The sequence below is a fragment of the Labrys methylaminiphilus subsp. lupini genome (genome assembly GCF_051161885.1).
Lineage (GTDB): Bacteria > Pseudomonadota > Alphaproteobacteria > Rhizobiales > Labraceae > Labrys.
Window position 1 is genome coordinate 1,288,932 of record NZ_JBMDIH010000001.1, and the last position, 18,307, is coordinate 1,307,238.

General features: G+C 62.2%; 17 protein-coding genes. 7 read left to right on the forward strand and 10 right to left on the reverse strand.

Annotation, left to right across the window (positions count from 1 at the left end; genetic code table 11):
- Positions 1-6 precede the first annotated feature (6 nt).
- The 6 genes from ACN6KF_RS06010 to ACN6KF_RS06035 form a co-directional block, all read right to left on the reverse strand.
- A complete protein-coding gene (locus tag ACN6KF_RS06010; RefSeq protein ID WP_434955964.1) occupies positions 7-2,202 on the reverse strand; it encodes a hydantoinase B/oxoprolinase family protein in 2,196 nt (731 codons plus the stop codon).
- 18 nt (positions 2,203-2,220) lie between these two features.
- Positions 2,221-4,374, reverse strand: coding sequence for a hydantoinase/oxoprolinase family protein (locus ACN6KF_RS06015; RefSeq protein WP_434955965.1), 2,154 nt, complete (start codon positions 4,372-4,374; stop codon positions 2,221-2,223).
- Between the two features lie 134 nt (positions 4,375-4,508).
- Positions 4,509-5,420, reverse strand: coding sequence for a 2-dehydropantoate 2-reductase (gene panE, locus ACN6KF_RS06020; RefSeq protein ID WP_434955966.1), 912 nt, complete (start codon positions 5,418-5,420; stop codon positions 4,509-4,511).
- Positions 5,421-5,502: 82 nt separating this feature from the next.
- Positions 5,503-5,976, reverse strand: a complete 474-nt coding sequence (locus ACN6KF_RS06025) for a DUF2269 family protein (protein ID WP_434955967.1) — start codon at positions 5,974-5,976, stop codon at positions 5,503-5,505.
- On the reverse strand, positions 5,973-7,265 hold the full coding sequence (locus ACN6KF_RS06030) for an SDR family oxidoreductase (protein ID WP_434955968.1): 1,293 nt from the start codon (positions 7,263-7,265) through the stop codon (positions 5,973-5,975). Before ACN6KF_RS06030 ends, ACN6KF_RS06025 begins: the two co-directional genes overlap by 4 nt.
- Positions 7,266-7,331: 66 nt before the next feature.
- Positions 7,332-8,027: a helix-turn-helix transcriptional regulator gene (locus tag ACN6KF_RS06035; RefSeq protein WP_434955969.1), complete on the reverse strand. Its 696-nt coding sequence runs from the start codon at positions 8,025-8,027 to the stop codon at positions 7,332-7,334.
- Between the two features lie 135 nt (positions 8,028-8,162).
- Between ACN6KF_RS06035 and ACN6KF_RS06040 the strand changes: the two genes are divergently transcribed.
- The 5 genes from ACN6KF_RS06040 (at position 8,163) to ACN6KF_RS06060 (ending at position 12,578) form a co-directional block, all read left to right on the forward strand.
- On the forward strand, positions 8,163-8,618 hold the full coding sequence (locus ACN6KF_RS06040) for a MarR family winged helix-turn-helix transcriptional regulator (protein WP_434955970.1): 456 nt from the start codon (positions 8,163-8,165) through the stop codon (positions 8,616-8,618).
- Positions 8,615-10,723 carry an FUSC family protein gene (locus tag ACN6KF_RS06045; RefSeq protein WP_434955971.1) on the forward strand — a complete coding sequence of 703 codons (2,109 nt, stop codon included), beginning with the start codon at positions 8,615-8,617 and terminating at the stop codon, positions 10,721-10,723. The genes ACN6KF_RS06040 and ACN6KF_RS06045 overlap by 4 nt, the downstream gene beginning before the upstream one ends.
- On the forward strand, positions 10,720-10,929 hold the full coding sequence (locus ACN6KF_RS06050) for a DUF1656 domain-containing protein (protein WP_149251222.1): 210 nt from the start codon (positions 10,720-10,722) through the stop codon (positions 10,927-10,929). Before ACN6KF_RS06045 ends, ACN6KF_RS06050 begins: the two co-directional genes overlap by 4 nt.
- Positions 10,926-11,840, forward strand: coding sequence for an efflux RND transporter periplasmic adaptor subunit (locus tag ACN6KF_RS06055; protein ID WP_434955972.1), 915 nt, complete (start codon positions 10,926-10,928; stop codon positions 11,838-11,840). The genes ACN6KF_RS06050 and ACN6KF_RS06055 overlap by 4 nt, the downstream gene beginning before the upstream one ends.
- A 144-nt stretch (positions 11,841-11,984) precedes the next feature.
- Entirely contained in the window at positions 11,985-12,578 is a 594-nt protein-coding gene (locus tag ACN6KF_RS06060; protein ID WP_434955973.1) for a hypothetical protein, read from the forward strand.
- Positions 12,579-12,642: 64 nt separating this feature from the next.
- Here the strand turns inward: ACN6KF_RS06060 and ACN6KF_RS06065 are convergent, their stop codons facing one another.
- The 3 genes from ACN6KF_RS06065 to ACN6KF_RS06075 form a co-directional block, all read right to left on the reverse strand.
- Positions 12,643-13,551, reverse strand: coding sequence for a homocysteine S-methyltransferase family protein (locus ACN6KF_RS06065; RefSeq protein WP_434959623.1), 909 nt, complete (start codon positions 13,549-13,551; stop codon positions 12,643-12,645).
- A gap of 176 nt (positions 13,552-13,727) precedes the next feature.
- On the reverse strand, positions 13,728-14,402 hold the full coding sequence (locus tag ACN6KF_RS06070; RefSeq protein ID WP_434955974.1) for a LuxR C-terminal-related transcriptional regulator: 675 nt from the start codon (positions 14,400-14,402) through the stop codon (positions 13,728-13,730).
- Positions 14,403-15,278: 876 nt separating this feature from the next.
- A complete protein-coding gene (locus ACN6KF_RS06075; RefSeq protein WP_434955975.1) occupies positions 15,279-15,446 on the reverse strand; it encodes a hypothetical protein in 168 nt (55 codons plus the stop codon).
- Between the two features lie 346 nt (positions 15,447-15,792).
- Here ACN6KF_RS06075 and ACN6KF_RS06080 point away from each other — a divergent pair, with 346 nt between their 5' ends.
- Both ACN6KF_RS06080 and ACN6KF_RS06085 read left to right on the forward strand, forming a co-directional pair.
- Positions 15,793-16,527, forward strand: coding sequence for a LuxR family transcriptional regulator (locus tag ACN6KF_RS06080; protein WP_434955976.1), 735 nt, complete (start codon positions 15,793-15,795; stop codon positions 16,525-16,527).
- Positions 16,528-16,603: 76 nt separating this feature from the next.
- Positions 16,604-17,242: an acyl-homoserine-lactone synthase gene (locus ACN6KF_RS06085; RefSeq protein ID WP_434955977.1), complete on the forward strand. Its 639-nt coding sequence runs from the start codon at positions 16,604-16,606 to the stop codon at positions 17,240-17,242.
- Positions 17,243-17,483: 241 nt separating this feature from the next.
- Here ACN6KF_RS06085 and ACN6KF_RS06090 read toward each other — a convergent pair whose 3' ends face one another.
- Positions 17,484-18,194, reverse strand: coding sequence for a 4'-phosphopantetheinyl transferase family protein (locus ACN6KF_RS06090; protein ID WP_434955978.1), 711 nt, complete (start codon positions 18,192-18,194; stop codon positions 17,484-17,486).
- Between the last annotated feature and the right edge of the window lie 113 nt (positions 18,195-18,307).

Genomic DNA, 18,307 nt, shown 5'->3' on the forward strand with positions numbered 1-18,307 from the left:
CTGACCTCAGTAGTGAACCGTGAAGGAGGCGTCGAGGCCCCAGAACTTGCGGAAGTCGGCGGCAAAGCGCGGCGAGAGCTTCATCGCATTGGCGTGCATCTTGGCGACCTCGGGCGCGAAGTCGCTGGCGGCGACGCGCTTGGCCTCCTCGGCGATCCAGGCCGAGACAGGCACGGACGTCGCGATGCGTTCAGCCCGCATCTTCTCGCGCAAGGCGGCGGTGGCGGCGAGATCGGCCTCCAGCCGATCCGTCTGCGGGACTTCTCGGATGACGATGCCGAATACCTGCTCGGATGCTTCCGGGGTGAGGTAGCCGTTTTCCACATCCTGCGCGGTCTTGATCGGATCGCGCTCCAGCACGTCGCCGTAACCGCCGCCGCCATTATAGGAATGGGTGAAGATGTCGCCGGACTTGTGCGGCGCGGTGATATAGGGGCCTTCCTCGGTGATGTGCCGGCCTTCGACCAGTTTCTCCAAGTCCGAATGGGCCGGGTCAGTGCCGATGGTGTGGGGGAGAGGCCGCCTGTCGGCGATGATCTCGGCAAGATTGGTATCGCGCACGGCCCGGTGCATCTGGCAGGTCGGCGCAGGATAGCCGCCGCACATCCCGCCATTGTCGAAGACTCGCGAGGAGTGCTCCGAGGTCATCAGGCGTAGATGCGACGTCTTGTTGATCAGCCAGGTCGAGATGAAGGCACAGCCGCCGCGATACTTGCCCGACCCGCCGGAGTTGGGCAGGATCGAGCGGCCGATATAGAGCATCGGCATGTTCTGTTCCCATATCTCGATATTGCCCATGTCGGATTCCGGGTTCCAGCCGACATAGGCGGTGTCGAGCCCGTCCTTGATGGCGAGGGCACCTGAGCCGGCAGCCGCGCATTCGAAATGGGCCATGCCGAACAGGGTGCCATATTGGCTCTCGCCGCCCATCTCGATCATCGGCGAGTTGACTTGGCCGACGAAGACCTCCTCGACGAAGCCGCGGGCGAGAAAACCGCGGGAGAGCAGGCGCTGGAACACGCCATAGGCTGGCAGCAGCAGGGCCCAGGAGGTCGCTGTCGCGACCATCTCGTTGTCGGGGTTGGTCCAGGTGCCCTTGGGCAGTTTCAGTTCAGTGGCGAGCCAGGCGCCATCATTCACCAGGCCCTCGAAGTTCATGTGTTGGGTCAGGGTGACGAACATCCCGCCATCCATGCCGGCCGGTGTGCAGTTCATCGAATGATAGCCCCAGGGCTGGGTGCCCTCGAAGTCGAGTGTGATCTTGCCGTCGGTGGTGATCTCCATCTCGACGGGTATGTTGTAGAGCCAGTTCGGATCGCCCAGGGGCTGGAAGCCCGGCTTGCCCTCGGTGACATGGCCATAGAAGGTGTGGCCGCGATAAAGGCCGGGCACGGTAAGCTGGCGCGTGCGGGCGAGTTGGCTGATGCGGCCTTCCTCGATGAATTCCTTGGAGATCTGCTTCCAGTAATCCAGGCCGATCTCGTCGACGAGGGCGATCAGGTTTTCCCGGATGTCGATGCACGAGGCGACCTTGGCCTTTTCGTCGAGCACCCAGTAGATCGGCATGCGCAGATTGCGCTCGCAACGGATGACGTAATCGCGGCGGATCTCGTCATTCGTGCCGATCTTCTCGGCACAGACGAACAGGCCTTCGGTAAAGCGCTCCTGGGCCAGGCAGACGTCGCCACCTGGCGTGATGCCGCCGGCCTCGAGTTCGTGGCACACGGCGCCGGCCCAGCCGATCAGTTCACCCGAATGGAAGATCGGCACCACGTCCATCACGTCGGGCACCTGTACGGTGCCGATGAAGGCGTCGTTGTTGGCGAAGATGTCGCCGGGATTGATGCCCGGATCGGCTTCATAACCTTCGCGGATCATCCATTTGATGAAGCGGCTCATGGTGTGGACATGCACCATGATGCCGTTGGAGAGCGCGATGGCGTCGCCCTCCGGGGTGTAGAGGGCGACGACCATCTCGCCGACCTCGCGCACGCCGGGTGAGGCGGAGATGCGGCGGGCCATTTCGCGCGCCGAGACGCAATAGGCGCGCAGCTTGGTATGCAGCGTCTCGAATTTCAGAGGATCCTGCTTGCGCAGCCTCAGCGAGGTGATGCCGTCATAGCAGCCGGTTTCTTCCATCAGCCGCTCGGATTCCAACATCCGTTCGCGAAGCGGCATGCGTGCTTTCACGTGGTCCAGCATGGGTTTAATCCTCTTCGCTCAAGCGTGGCGGTAATGCAGCAGCGTCCACTCGTCGATGAAGACGCTGTCGCCGGGATGGACCACCAGCGTGGTGGCGGGATGTTCGATGATGGCGGGACCCTTGACCTCGTGGCCGGGCTGAAGATCGTCCATCTCGTAGAGGTCGGCCTTGTGCCAGCGCCCGCCCATATATGTTTCACGCGTACCCTTATGGGCCGGGGCCGGATTGGTCGCGCCCAGCGGACGCCTGAGCAGGGTCGGCTTCACCTTGTCGGCCGTGGCGATCAGGCCGAGTTCCATCACCGAATAGCCGGCCGAACCGTAGCGTGAGACGCGGTGGTTGATCTTGCCATAGACCTCTTCGAAGGCGGTGATGATGGTGCGCATGTCATCCGCCGTTGCCGCCTGATGGAGCGGCGCGAGCACCTCCACGTCTTCGAGTTGGCCCGTGTAGCGCATCATCAGGAAGGGCTCGGTCCGGATCTTGTCGAGAGCGTGCCCGTCGGCGGCCATTTCCTTGATTGCGGCGTCGCGCAATTCTTCCCACACGCCCGAGATCCGGGCCGCTGTCGCTGCCAGGCTGTCATCGCCGGCCGAACTCGAAATGTCGATCTGCGTCGAGATCGAGTGGCGGCGCATATAGTCGGCCGTGGTACAGCCGAAGGCCGAGAAGGCTGCGGCGAACTGGAAGGTGATGATGTCGCGGAAGCCGATGCCGCGGCTACAGCCGGCCAGATGCAGTGGCCCGGAACCGCCATAGGAGAGCAAGGTGAATTCGGAAGGATGAATGCCCTGGCCCGAGATCACGCGTCGCAGAGCATTGTTGGCGTCGGCCTCCAGCATCTCGATCATGCCTTCGGCCGCCTCGTGCAGAGGCACGCCGAGGATGTCGGCGCATTGCTCCTTGAAGGCCCGTGTCGCCTTCTCCACGTCGAGCTTCACCTTGCCGCCGAGAAAATAGTCGGGGTTGAGACGTCCGAGAATGGCGTCGCAATCGGCGATGGTCGGCCGGGTGCCACCCCGGTTGAAGCAGATCGGTCCGGGATCGGAACCGGCGCTCTCCGGGCCGAGGCTGATCTTCCGGGTCAACGGGTCGACCTTGAGGATCATGCCGGCGCCGGCACCGATGGTGTCGAGATGCAGCGTCGGCACGTTGAGTTTGAACCGGTCCATGATCGGTTCGTTCTCGATGCGGGTCTGGCCGCGGGTGATCACGCCCATGTCGAAGGAGGTGCCGCCCATGTCCGAGCAGATCAGCGAGTCGTTGCCGATCAGCTTGCCGACATAGGCTGCGCCGAGAATGCCGCCAATCGGACCGGAGATCATGGTTTCGTGCAGGCGGGGATGGTCGATCGAGGTGAGGCCGCCGAAGGAGAGCAGCGTCTGCACGCGATAGCGGTAACCGTGTTTTTTCGAAATGTCCTCGATGCCCTTGAGCTGCCTGCGACCGCGCGAGGTGGCATAGGCTTCGATCAGCACCGAGTTGAGGCGGGACTGCTCGCGGATGACGGGGCGGACCTCATGGCTGGTATAGACCAGGATCTCGGTGCCCGCCGCGGCGATCTCCTCCCGGGCGATCTCGGCGATCCGCTTCTCGTGCGCCGGATTGACATGGGAGAACACCGTCATGATGCAGATGGCGTCGACCTTGTCGGCAATCAGCTTGCGTACCGCCGCGACGACTTCATGCTCATAAAGCGGGATGATCACATCGCCGAACTGGTCGACGCGCTCGGTGACCCCATGCGTGCGGCGCCGCGGCACCAGGGGATCCGGATGGTGATGGGTGATGGCGTGCAGGCGATCGGCATAGGAATAGTCGGCCCAGGCCTGCAGGCCACGGCCCATCAGGATCATATCCTCCAGGCCCTTGGTGGTGATCAAGCCGAGCTTGCGTCCCGTACGCGAGAGCAGGGTGTTGAGCATGCCGGTGCCGGAGTAGAGCACCACGTCGATGCCGGAGAACAGATCGTCCAGCGAGATGCCCCAGGCATCGGCTGCATCGGCGGCCGAGATGATGAAGCCTTCCGATTCATCGCGCGGCGTGGTCGCTGCCTTGCCGATCTTGAAGTGGCCGTTGCCGTCGACCAGGATCGTGTCGGTCATGGTGCCGCCGGCATCGATGCCGATGACGATGGGGTTGCCGATTGTCTCTGCGCCTGCCGTTGTCATCGCGGTTCCCGTCCCAGATGAGGTTGGGGAACAAGCTAGGCGGGGGGCGGCGCGATCCGCCATGTGCCTGCGGTCACTATCGGGGAGCGTGGACATCGTGACATGCAAGCATGTCGCGATGTCCACGCTCCAGATCATCTTGCCTGATAGATCGCCAGATTTGCGTAAGCCGCTGACAGCAGGGGTGTTTCCATTCCTGCCTCCTGAGCTCGCACCAGCAGGTCCCCGATGATCTGATCCGCCTCGATCGGCGCGCGTTTCTGCAGGTCCCGATACATCGAGGACGCCATGGCCGAATCCTTCTGGGTCAGCATCGAGAGCGCCATGTTCAGGATGGGCTCGCCCGGCAGCTTGCCCACGGCTTTCACCACGCCGACCACCTCCTCGAAGAAGCGTTGCACGAAGGCGCGGCCGCCTGGTGCCGCTTCGATCTCGCCAACCGAGCCGCGCATCAGGCAGCAGATGCCGCCAAGACTGGCAAGCGTGATCCATTTGCCCCACATGTCGCGCTCGATGTCATCGGAAAGCTTGGCGTTGAAGCCAGCCCCCTGCATGGTCGCATCGACTGCCTCGACGCGCTCGGACCGCTCGCCACTCATCTCGCCATAGATGAGGTTATGCATGGGCGTGAGCTGCACGATGCGATCCTCGTCGTCGATGGTGGCGGCGATCAGGCAGACGCCGCCGAGCAGGGCCTTCTCGCCGAAGCGGGCCTTGATGAGATCGACATGGTGCATGCCGTTAAGCACAGGCAGGATCATCGTCTCGGAAGCGACGGCGGGTGCGATGTCATCAAGGGCAGCTTCGAGCCCATAGGCCTTCACGGTGAGCAGCACAAGGTCGTAGGGGGCGGAGATGCTGCCGGTGGTGACCAGCTTCGGAGCAAGGTCGGCATTGCCGAACGGGCTGACGATCCTGAGGCCTTCCTTCCGCAGCTTTTGCGCTCGCGCGGGCCGAACCAGGAAGGTGACGTCACGGCCCGCCTGCATCAGGCGGCCGCCAAAATAGCCGCCTGTCGCGCCAGCACCGACAACCAGAATGCGCATGGTCCCTCCGCCATTGGTTGGCTGTATTCGAGCCTGAGGTATAGGTCTCCGTGAATTCGCGGACAAGCAAGCCAGGCCTGCACTATCCGAATTGCGGCTTCATCAGCATCAGCCAGAGAATGGCGAGCACGGCGAAGAAAGCCGGAAAACCGCAGGCAAACCAGATGCGGAAAAGCCTATAATAGTCTGAAGGAAGGGCCGAATTTTCTTGCACGGCCTTCCTGGCGAGATCACGCATTTTGACCTGGATGACGACGACGGGCAGCCAGAACAGGCCGGTGAAGACGTAGAGTCCCAGAGACAGCGCGATCCAGGGCGAGCTCAGCGGCCAGCCTATCTCCAGGGCCAGGAGGGCGCCGGTGAGAGGCTGCAGCACCACGGCGGTGGCGGTGAACAGAAGGTCCGCCGTAACCACGGTGCCGGCGACATGCGCGATCAGCCGGGCATCGTCGGTGCGGTGGGCGACGAGCATGAAGAAGGCGATGCCCGCCCCGGTGCCCAACAGCACGGTCGCCCCGATCACATGGAGCCAGAGCAGCAGGTCGGCATAGGTCATCGCGCGTCCTTGATGGCAAGCGCCACCAGAGCGAGGACGGCCGCTGGTAGCGTCTTGAGGAAGGGACCGAGCGGGTCAAGCCAGAGGTCGGGCGTGAACGCGCTGCCGGCAAGCAAATAGGCGAGGGTGATGCCGATCATGCCGATCGCTGCGGCCGGCATCGTCCGTCGCCAAAGCATGGCTGCGCCGAGCAGGATGTCGACGATGGCACCGCCATGGACGAAGAGGGCCGCGGTAATTGGCGCAAAGCCTCGCGCTGTCAGCACGGCCTCGGCTTGGTCCGCCGCGATGAGACCAATCAGTCCCGAGAGCAGCCAGAACAGGCCCAATGCCGTGACGATAATCGGCTTGAGCAGGAAGAGGCGCGCGAACCAGCGTTCGCGCACTGTGCCGCCGATGGCTTCGAGGATCTCCGGCAGGGCTTTGAGCGAGCGGCCGTTTGCTGCCCCGAGCGGCGCCGGATCGCCATCAATGCCGGCCAGTATCTGGTCGAGCGAGGTCGTGCGCATGGGCGGGCGCCAGCCGAGCAGGCCCGCTACATCGCCGAAGCGAAAGCCAAGCCGGAAGATCCACAGGGGCCAGCGGACGAAACGGGCGGGCGGCAGGCCGAGCCTTGCCCGCAGCGTGGCGACGATCTCCTGAAGGCTATGCGCTTTGTCCTCGACGAGATCATAGATGCGCCGATGCGGCAGCCGTCCTTCCACTACGGCCAGGGCGGTTGCGGCGACGTCGTCGAGCGCCACGCTGCGGATCGATGGCGCGGGCGGCAGCGGAATGAAGCCCGGCAGGCTAGCGAGGGCGTGCAGCAGGGCACTGCCGCCATAGGCCGAGGAGCCCAGCACCAGGCCGGGACGCAAGATGGTCCAGTCGAGCGACGAGCCCTCCAGCGCCTCGTCGGCATTGCCCTTGCTGCGCATGAACACGGTGGCTGCGTCAGCCGAGGCGCCAACGGCGGAGATCTGGACGACATGCCTGACTCCGGCCTGCTCGCAGGCCTCGAAAAGGGCGACGATGGCGAGGGACTGGGTCACCATCACATCGTCGCCAGGGCCGCTCTGCAGCACGCCGGCGGCATTGATCACGGCATCGATATCGTTCAGGAGCGGGCGCCACGCCTCGGCGCTTATGAGATCCTTGAGGTCGTGCTGAAGCCAGCGCGCACGGGGTTCGAGCAACCGCGCCTGGCCGACGGAACGACCGAGACCCGTGACCTCGTGGCCGGCCGCGAGCAAAGCCGTAACGATGGCCGAGCCGATCAAGCCGTAACCGCCGGGAACGAGAATATGCATGGAGGCCGTTTGCCCGGTTTGCCATGACGAGGCAAGCAAGAAGAAGAGCTGGTGCGCAGTAGGGGGCTAGCGCTTGGCGATTTCGTCCATCACGGCACGCCAGGTCTTCACCAGTTGGCTGCGCCGTCCGGGATAGCGCTCGCCGATCTCGCTGGCGGCCGCGATGCGATCGGTGCGGAAATGGCGGAAGTCTGCACGCAACTCGCACCAAGCGGCGAGCATGCGCGCCTCGTTCATGAAGCCGATGGCAATCGGCCAGATCACGCGGGTGGTCGCCTGGCCATTGAGGTCGCCATAGTCGATGCGCAATTTAGTTTGGGCACGGATGGCGCTGCGAAACACCTCGATCGCGACCCTGTTGTCGGGGAAGCTCTTGTGGCTGGGTCCGGGCAGGGCGATCGGATTGCGGGCGATTTCCTGCGCTGCAGGCGGCAGCACCGCCTCGATCTTGGCGAGAGCCTCCCGGGCCGCGCCGCCCAGCGTGTCGTCGCCGCGCTGCTCGACATAGCGCAGGCCAAGCACGATGGCCTCGGTCTCGTCCTCCGAGAGCATCAGAGGGGGCAGGAACAAGCCGGGCCGCAGGATATAGCCGATGCCGGCTTCGCCCTGGATGGGAGCGCCCTGGGCGACCAGTTCGGCGATGTCGCGATAGAGCGTGCGTTCGGAGACGGCGAGTTCCCCAGCCAGGGCAGCCGCCGTCACCGGCCGGCGCTTGCCGCGCAGGATCTGCAGGAGCGAGAGGAGGCGGCTCGTTCGGGCCATGGCGTCTCATCCGACGTGGAATCGTTATTTTATACGCCCGACTGACAGATGATGTCAGGAGGCTTTCTCTCGTTCGGCGTTATCGGGTGCAATAAATAATTTGCATGCTTTTAATTAGGATGCTAATTATTAGGCATGGAAAAGATTGACGCCTTGCGCTTTGCATTGACCGGGAAAACCCAGCAGATCGGCCGCCATTGGCGCCGTCTGGTGCATGACATCGTCGCGGCCCATGGCGTCTCCGACGCCGCCGCGGTGCCGCTCATCCAGATCGAGCGCATGGGCGGCGGCGTGAATCAGACCGAAGTCGCCGATGCGATCGGCATCGAAGGAGCCTCCCTGGTGCGCCTGCTTGACCAGCTTTGCGTCAGCGGCCTGATCGAGAGGCGCGAGGGCGCAGATCGCCGGGCCAAGACGCTCTGGCTGACGGCCGAGGGCGAAAGGGTGACAAGCGTGATCGAGCAGGAGCTCGTCGCCTTGCGCGCCCGCATTCTTGGCCATGTGTCGCAGGAGGACATCGAGGCAACGCTGCGGGTGTTCCGCGCCATCGAGGAGGCGTCGGCCCGCCAGCAGGCGGAGGCGGCGACATGACCGCCGGCTTTCCCCTTCCGACCGTTCGGGACTGGGTCTTCTCGCTCAAAGCTTTCTCGGCCTCGATGGTGGCGCTCTATATCGCGCTGGCCGCCGGGCTGGAGCGGCCCTATTGGGCGATGGCGGCTGTTTATGTCGTCGCCAATCCCCTGGCTGGGGCCACGACGTCGAAAGCGCTCTATCGGGCACTCGGCACCTTCATCGGCGCGGCCGGGTCGATCCTGCTATTGCCCATTTTCTCGTCCGCGCCCGAATTGTTCATCATCATCGTCGGCCTGTGGACCGGCGTCTTCCTGTTCGTCTCCCTGCTTGACCGCACGCCGCGCAGCTATGTCTTCATGCTGGCGGGCTACACGCTCCCCCTTATTGCATTGCCCACCGTCAATGCGCCGGACACGATCTTTGACGTCGCCATTTCGCGCGCCGAAGAGATCACGCTCGGCATCGTCTGCGCCGCCTTGGTGAACTCCCTGTTCTTTCCGGCCCGGATCGGCCCCGTGCTTGCGCAGCAGATCAAGGGCTGGCTGCGTGATGCGGGAGCCTGGGCGAGCGCCGTGCTCACGGATGGTGCCGGAACAGGCGCCACACCCGAACGCCAGCGCCTGGCCAGCGACATCCGGGCGATGGACATGTTGATCAGCCAGCTCAGCTACGACACGGCGAACCAGGCGACCGTGCGCGTCGCCAACGAGCTGAGAGGGCGCATGGCCTTGCTCCTGCCGCTGCTGTCGTCCCTGGACGACCGTCTCGCCGCCTTGCATGAGACGAGCGGGGAGGTCGCCGGAATAGAAGCCCTGCGTGCGCGCCTGCTTGATTGGATGCGCTCGGGAGAGGGCAATGAGCGCGGCGCGGCCGACCGGCTGCTTGCCGATATTTCCGCGTTGGAGCCCAAAAGCGATCCAGGCAGCGACCAGCAGGCGCAATGGCCTGCCTTGGTACTTTCGAGCACCTTGGAACGCATGAAGGAACTGGTCGATCTGTGGGAGGATTGCCGCCAACTGCAGCGGCAGATCGAACTCGGCGACCGCATCAGCCGCTGGCGACCGACCTTCCGCATGCGCCGGACCGTCGGCAAGGTTAGCCACTACGACTATGCGCTTCTGACCTTCCAGGTCGGCTCGGTAGTGCTCGCCACCATCCTGTCCGGCCTGATGTGGATATGGACCGGCTGGAGCGAGGGATCGGGCTGTGTGATCATGACGGCGGTCGGCTGCTCCTTCTTTGCCGCCATCGACAACCCGGTCAACCAGATCCGCAGCTTCACGATGTGGATGACCATCAGCGTCGGCTTGTCGGCGGTGTATCTCTTCGCCCTTCTGCCGCTTGCCCATGACTATGTCGGGCTGGTGGTGATGTTCGCCGTACCGTTCATTCTCGTCGGGACGCTGGTGTCGCGCCCGCAGTTCAACATGATCGCCATGCTGCTGGCGGTGAACACGGCGTCCTTCGTCGGGTTGCAGGCCAATTACAGCGCCGAATTCGCGGCCTTCATGAACTCGTCAGTTGCCTCGATCCTCGGCGGTGGCTTTGCCCTGGTCTGGACCCTGGCCACCAGGCCCTTCGGTGCAGCCTTGGTCGCCAAGCGCCTGGTCAGGGCCGGCTGGGCGGATATTGCCGCAACCTCTCGCGGCGGGCGCAACGCAGACGCCAATGCTTTCGCCGGTCGTGTCTTCGATCGGCTCGGCCAGTTGGTGCCGCGGCTGGCCCAAGGCGTCAGCGAGGATGTGGCAGCGGCCGATCTCCTGGTGGAACTGCGGGTCGGCATCAACGTGCTCGATCTGCAGAGGCTGCGAAGCAAGTTGTCGTCCACACAGCGCCGGCGCTTGCAGCATTTGCTCGATGCCATCGCCCGATTCTACGGCACGCGGGCGGCGACGGGCAGGGCGGTCGATCCTCCGGCTTCGCTGCTGGGCGCCATCGATGAGGCTCTGTCGGATTTTGCGCAAGGCGTGGAGCCGAGCGTGCGCCGGAATGCCGTACAGGCGCTCGTCGGCTTGCGGCGCGCCCTCTTTCCCGCTTCGCCGGCACCCGTGAGCCTGGCCACACCCGCAGCCATGCCCGCCCTTGCCGAAATGGGGCTCGCCAAAATGGAGCTGGCATCGTGAACGCCGACATCGATATCTTTGGCGTCTATGTGCCGAGCCTGATGATCCTCGCGCTCGTCGCCATCATCGCCAATCTCCTGATCCGCTCTGTATTGGCCAGGGCTGGCGTCTATCGCCTGGTCTGGCATCGCTCCCTGTTCGATCTCGCATTGTTCGTCATCGTGCTGAGCGGCTTGTTTTCCATCTTTCAACGGTTCGTATCGTGAAACGCTTTTTTGCCTCGCTGGGGCGAGTCCTCATTACCCTCATCGTCGTCGTCATCGCTGCCGGTTTCGGCTGGCGGCTGTGGGACTATTATATGAACGACCCATGGACCCGGGATGGCCATGTTCGGGCCGATATCGTCGGCATCACGCCGGACGTGTCCGGGCTGGTCAGCGAGGTGCTGGTCCGCGACAACCAGGAAGTCCATCGCGGCGACGTTCTCATCCGCATCGATCCCAAGCGCTTCGAGCTCGCCTTGCAGCAGTCCGATGCGGCCGTCTCCGGCACCAAGGCCACGCTCGAGCAGGCGCGGCGCGACTATGTGCGCTACAGCGAACTGGGCAAGGACGTGGCATCCGCCCAGAAGATCGAGCAATCCTTGGCAAGCCAGGACGTTGCGAGCGCCAATTACCAGCAGGCCCTCGCCAACCAGGCGGTGGCCAGGCTCAATCTCGAACGCTCCGAGATCAAGGCGCCGGTCAATGGGGTGATCACCAACTTCCACCTCAATCCCGGCGACTATGTCGCGGCGGGCAAGGCGGTGACCGCGCTCATCGATACCGACTCCCTGCGCGTCGAGGGCTATTTCGAGGAAACCAAGCTGCCTCGGATCGCGGTGGGAGACCCCGTCGACATCCATCTGATGGGTCAGCCGGCCGTCATCAGCGGCCATGTCGAAAGCATCGCCGGTGGCATCGAGGATCGCGAGCGCAGCGACGGCTCGAATCTCCTGGCCAACATCAACCCGACCTTCTCCTGGGTGCGTCTGGCCCAGCGCGTGCCGATCCGCGTGGCGCTCGACAAGCTGCCGGAGGGCTTCCGCCTGGTGGCGGGCCAGACGGCGACAGTCACCGTCAAGTCGAAGCCGCCACAGGTCGGCACCGGTGGTTCGGGGGGGACGAGTAAATCCTGAGAAGAATATCGAGGCGCGTCTGCGGGCGTGCGGTGTCGCCTCGATCTTTCGAGCTCCCAAAGTTGGAGCAGATGAGCGTTCAATCGTGAACGCGCTTGGCTCCCGGTCTATAGAGTAGCGTTCCTTTGCCGCTGAGGACTCTTCATGACCGCGCTGATGACCGCCGAACTTGCCTGGTACGCCACCGGACGCTTCTACCGTGCCAATGACGGCTCGTTGGCGGATTACGGCTACTTCCTGCATTTGCCGTTCCCGGACGCGCTGCTGTTCGACGGCACTCCTGCCGAAACCAGCGCTCACTTCACCTTTGCCGCCACGCCGTTCAAGGCGGATGGGATCGACAATGGCGCATTGTCGCTTGGGCTCGACCCGGTCGGTGAATTCTCCCTGTATCTGCAGCGGCGGCCAGGGGCGACCTTTGCCGATCCGGCCTCCTTTGCACAGGGCGAATGTATCGCCACCTTTCGCCGCACCAGCCTGGTGGTCGGCACCACGGTTGCAGCTTCGCTCACTGCGGCGAGCGTGGCCATCGTGGGTACCAATGTGTTCTCGGCCCGTCTGACCGCGAGTAATCCGTTCGACTTCGGTGGAAGGCGCTACGATTTCGCACAGGCCGTCGGGGCGGGTATCACTCAATTTGGTACCGCGGCAACCACGCCGATCGCGCCGCCGCCGACAGGTTACGATCTCGTCTTGCCTTTCACCGGATCGGCCATTGCCCTGGGCAGAGCCGGCTAGGGCGATTATGGCGCCGGAGACTCTCTACCTGGGGTGGGCGTGCGGCGCCGATCCGAGGCAGTCTTCAGCGCCTCAAGGCCGTCGCGAGATCATGAATGTGCCGGGCACCGATGCCGCAGCATCCGCCGATCAGGGTGGCGCCCGCAACGGCCCATTCGCAGGCAAAGCGCGAATAGGTGGTAGCCGTCAGGTCCTCGCGCGTGCCATGCAGGGTCTCGTTGGCGGCGCCATCTCCTTCCTGTTCTTCGAAGGCATTGGCATAGACACCGATTTCGAGGTCGGATCGCCGTTCGTCCAGTAAATGGCGGGCCACGCGTACGGCCTTGCCCATCACCTCGGGGCGGCTGCAATTGAAGAGCAGCGCTCCAGCCCCCGACCCGGCCGCCCAGGCGGCGGCATCGGCCACGCTTTCGCCGGAGCGCAGCCGTGGCTTGTCGTCCTCGGCCCCCATCTCGTCGGCCAGGGTGAAGGAGACCCAGAAGGGCTTGCCGGTGGCGGCGACGGCCTGACGCACGGCCTCGCCCTCGGCAATCAGGCTGAGGGTTTCACCAAGCCAGACATCGACATGAGGCGCGAGGCCGGCGACCAGAACGCTGAGATATTCCTGGGCACGGGAGGGATCGAAGCGCTGCGGTTCATAGGAGCCGAAGATCGGCGGCAGCGATCCCGCGACTAATACCTTGCGGCCGGAACTGTTGTCGGCGGCCTGCCTTGCGAGCCGGCCGGCGAGATCGATCAGGGCAGGCCCTTGCTCGCGGAAGCGCTGCTCACCGATGTGGAAGGGGACCAGGGCATAGCTGTTGGTGGTGATCACCTCGGCGCCGGCTTCGATAAACTCGGCATGAACTCGGCGGACGGTATCGGGGGTTTCCATCAAGGCGAGGGCCGACCATTCGGGCTGGCGCAATTCTGCTCCGAGGCGAAGCAGTTCCCGGCTCATGCCGCCATCGAGAATCCGGATCGTTCCAGGCATGTAGCGCACCCCATTCATGATGCAAAAGCCACTAGCTGTCCTCACGTCGGAGAACAAGGTGTTGCTGGAGGAGGCAAGGGCAGAAGAGGTGCGCTCGCGATGCCGGGTGGCGGGCATGACCGCGAACCGGCCTCCGCCATATAGTCCATTGTACATCGTCGATGAGGGCGCGCGCCTCAGTCGTTCGAGGTTTCGCTGGGAAGTAGCAGCTCATTGGTCAGGAACGCAACCTCGGTGCGGTTCTTGGCCTTGATCTTGCGCATGATGTTGCGAATGTGAACCTTGACCGTGCTTTCGGTCATATTGAGCTTATGGGCGATGATCTTGTTCGGTTCGCCCTTGCGGACGCAGGCGATGATCGCCAATTGGCGCTCGGTGAAATGGGGGCGCCCTTCAATGGCCGGCAACTGGCCGTTGGTCGGTGCCGCGAAGCCCTGGCGTGCGGACAACAGGCCGCTGGCCGGAACGAAGGTACCGCCGACATTCACGATACGGATTGCTTCGATGGCCACTTCCAGGCTCAGGCTCATGGTCACGAAGCCGCGTGCTCCACGCTCCAAGGAGGAGACCATCGTAGACGGATTGTCGATATCGGATAGGATGACCACGCGTGCGCCCGGTACGCTGGAGAGGATACGATCCAGCCCGGACTGAATGGCGCGGGCCGTACCTTCCTCACCGGTGGCACATAGCAGGATGATCGATGAAGGGGCGTGCGTGGAGGCTGTCAGCCAATCGTCGATGGTGTCATAGCCGACGGCAGCAAGATTTGCAGAAGAGGCCGTCAAGCACATCGTCAGACAATCGCGCCAGAAGGCACGCTTGTCGATTACACAAACGGGGATCTTCAAGTAACGCTCTCCCTCGTGTGTGAGGCCACTCTCACCGATCGATCTCACCTGCTTCCCCTCCCTCAGTTGCGAAATAGGCAAGGACTTTCAGCGAAATGTCAAACTTCCATGTTATCGCAATCCAGGAAGAAAATAGTTTCCTTTTTGGGGAAATATTGAACGTGCGGTGACCGTGGGCCGAGAACTTGGCCCAGCGTAGCCTGGATTCGACGTCTTCCTTGATAACGCCTGTGGATGCCACCCTTGAGGTGAGAAACACCATGGCGCGGGACTGCGATGTGCGATTTTGCACAACGCGGTCTGGCCGTGCCGGCCAAGTGACGATCGGCAAGACGGCACCAGTCAAGGAGGGAAGCGGCGGGCATCTCCGAGAGCCAGGCCATTTCTTAGGCAGTGCGAGCATGCTGCTGCCATATCGCAATGCGGATGCCATGAGGCTTTATCACCTCTGCTCACAGAACCGTGCCCCGCGCAAATATGTGACAATGGCGGGGCGGGCACGATCGGAGAGGCGCGGATCTGGACTCAGTGCCCGGTTCCAAGATGGGATAGGACACAGCGCAAAGGCGATATGATCGGATAGCGGCCATTGATATGTCGCCGCGGGGTGGTGGCAGCTTTCACGCGCCCGCGCAGGTGATCTTGCCATATGATCTGGCCATGTGATGTGGCTTGGGGCTGAAGAAGATGGAGCGCACGGAGCGTGCGTCATCGCGGCGGCTGGAAAATGGCCATGCAAATGAGGCCCGTGGCGGCATAACCACCCGGGCTTCATGTCATTCAGCGGATCTGGATCCGCCCGAGAACCAAGTGTCCGGCAACGATCGTCCAGTCCAGCGATCGTCAGCTCCCTTGAATGTCAGGCTCGCTTCTGTGTCAGGCCCGCTTGGGGAACTCGTTGCCGAAACTCGTCCAGTGAGCCGTATTCAAGATACTACGACCCTCGACTTCGATATCGCCATCGGCCGTCATCACGATTCGCACCGGTCCATAAGCCACCAGATCGATGGTGATCGTGCCGGTGTCGTCATCGATGGTGACCATCGATTGACCTTGTTGAACTTCAGGCATTACGTCGTGACCCTTATTAATCATCGGTTCGACCCCACCGTTCGTGAGAATGGCGAAACATCGTCATATCGGAGGTTCAATCGATTGCCGTTTCTTGACGAATATTCAACCGATCAACCTTTGTTGGTTAGCTACTAACTGGCATCAGACTGGAATGAACTCAGACTTCCGCCATTTTTCTTTCGAGGTCTAAAGAGACATTGAAGTATATAATTCAAGTCTTCATCCCATCCCAGCAAGCGCCTGCGAAGTAATCTAGGAACTAGCATCCCGCTAGGTTTTGCATTATCATACCGCCCCGTGGTTTAGGGGGCGGCATATGAGAGCGCTCGACAAGATATATTATGATATTGTCGATGAAATTGGCAGTGTACCGACGTCCCGAGACGTAAAAGGGATGTTGAATCGAGTTGTTCAGAGTTACGGGCTGCGTACGGCTGCCTATTTTGCTGTAAATATTCCAAGCTCTACCAGCGATGATCCCTATCTAGCCGTTACCTACTCCGATGACTGGGTTGAGCACTATAAGAGCGAAAACTACGTTAGAATAGATCCCGTTCTAAGGGAGGGGTTCTCGGCTGTCCTGCCCATTGACTGGCGCAAATTCGACCTGAAAGGGTCAAAGCTCCGTGCCTTTTTCGGCGAAGCTGCCGAATTTGGGCTGGGGCGCCAAGGCCTGACTTTTCCAATCCGCGGTCGCCATGGCGAGCGCGCTCTCTTCACCATCACCAGCGACGTCCCCGATCAGGAATGGGATCAGACGTTGGGGGCTTTCCAGCGCGACTTCCAGGTTTTGGCCTACCACATCCACAATGCCATCCTGCGAACAGAGGCGGTTGAAGAAGAGGAAGTCCATCTCTCTCCGCGTGAGATCGAATGCCTGAAGTGGGTTGCCCGCGGCAAGACGGTCTCGGAAACTGCGACGATACTCTCCCTTTCGGATCGAACGGTGCGGTTTTACCTCGACCTGGCTCGAGCAAAACTGAATGCAACCAATGTTACTCATGCCGTCGCCAAGGCAATGAATATGAGCATTTTTTTCGGAACGAGGTAACCCGTCAAATACGCCGTATTTCTAAGGGAATAAGTGACTAATAAATTCGAGCAGATTCCGACGGAGGGTCTGTTCGATGATTGAAGTCATTCAAAGTTACGAGCGTCATTTACATACTGAAACCCTTGATGCACTTTACGAGATGCGTGCGAGGGTCTTTAAAGACAGGCTGGATTGGGACGTTAATGTTTCCAATGGCCGCGAAATTGATTATTTCGACGATTGCGACCCTGTTTACTTGATATCACGAAATCAATACACGGGGCGTGTGGAAGGTGGTCTGCGCCTGTTGCCGACGACTGGCCCGAATATGCTGCGCGATGTGTTCTCTGTACTGTTGCCGGACGGCGAAATTGTAGAAAGCCCGCTCATCTGGGAAAGCTCCCGGTTTGCGATCGATCCCGATCTTGCCACTGACGGCAACCGTCGCCTGCATTCGGTGACGACGGAGCTGCTGTGCGGCATTGTCGAGGTTGGTATGCTGGCCGGTATCGATTTCGTGGTGTCAGTCTACGATGCACGCATGGCCCGCATCTTCAAACTCGCCAATTGTCCGGCAGACGTGATCGGTGTGCCCACCAGAATCGGCCGCGTGATGACATATGCTGGTCTTTTCGAGATCAGCGAGGAGATGCGTGCCGGGATTGCCGCTGCTGGCCAGATCACCGGTTCGGTTCTGCGTTCCGAGACGCAAGTCCACGCCGTTGCGGCTTAAGCCGCAACAACGGTTGGACATTCGTTCAATCAGCCACTGCGCGGAAGGCTGTGGTGGCATCAATCCATGAGCCCGAGACCGGTTAAGGTCCCGGGTTCATCTTGATCGTCTCCGTAGGTGCGGGCCGGAAGCCGTCGCCAGGATCCGGTATCGCCCTCTGAGGCGTTACATAGGCGCCAGGGTTCGGAGAACTCTGTGCGTTGTCTGTTGCGCGTATCGGCAGCGCGGCCGATGCTGTCCGTCAGTTCATTTCGACGATCGACCAATCGAGGCGCCGTGCCGCCACCGAGCCGGCGCGGTTCAATTCGGATCGCAGAGCGCGAATGCGCCAACATTTCGCTTCTTCGGAGTCGCCGCCGACGAAGCGAGGTGCCGTGTCGCCTCCAATGGTAAGATCGAATTCGAAATGAGTTGGCGGGTGAGCAAAGCCGGTGCCGAGCGCCTTCAGGCAGGCCTCTTTACGGGCCCAACTCTCGAAGAAAGCGCTTTGCTGCGCCCCGGACGGCAATGCGTCGAATTGCGCGCGTTCGCCAGGTGAGAACACCTGCAGTGCGACGCCGTCTTCAATCGGGCGGATATGCTCGATGTCGATGCCGATTTCAAAACCGTTCGCGACGGCAAGTGCCGCCGCGTTCTCGCTATGGCTCAGATTGAAGCAGATCCGCCATCCCACAGGCTGGGTCGTGCAGAAGGGCTTGCCTTCGGCGCCATAGCCGAATCCGACCGCTTGTGGCGCTGTCGCGAGATAATTGCCGAGAATCCGCCTGAGTTCTCCCCGCGCTGCCACGAAGCGGCGCCGATGCCGTTCAAAGCGGAATTTGTCAGCGCGACCGCGCTCCTCCCCCGATAGGACTTCCCAGCTCCGATCGAAGCCGCCCTCGCTGGCGTCGAGATCCCATTGCCAGACATGAACGTCCTGAGGGGCGGGCGGTGTGGGCGGAGGAAGGGGCATCGAAAGCTTGGCTTCAACTGGCGTGGTGATTGACTGATTCTACAGGATCAGCATCGAGGCCGGCGCGCAAGCTCTCCCGGGGCGATCCGCGGTGGCGGGGCTTTGACCGGTAC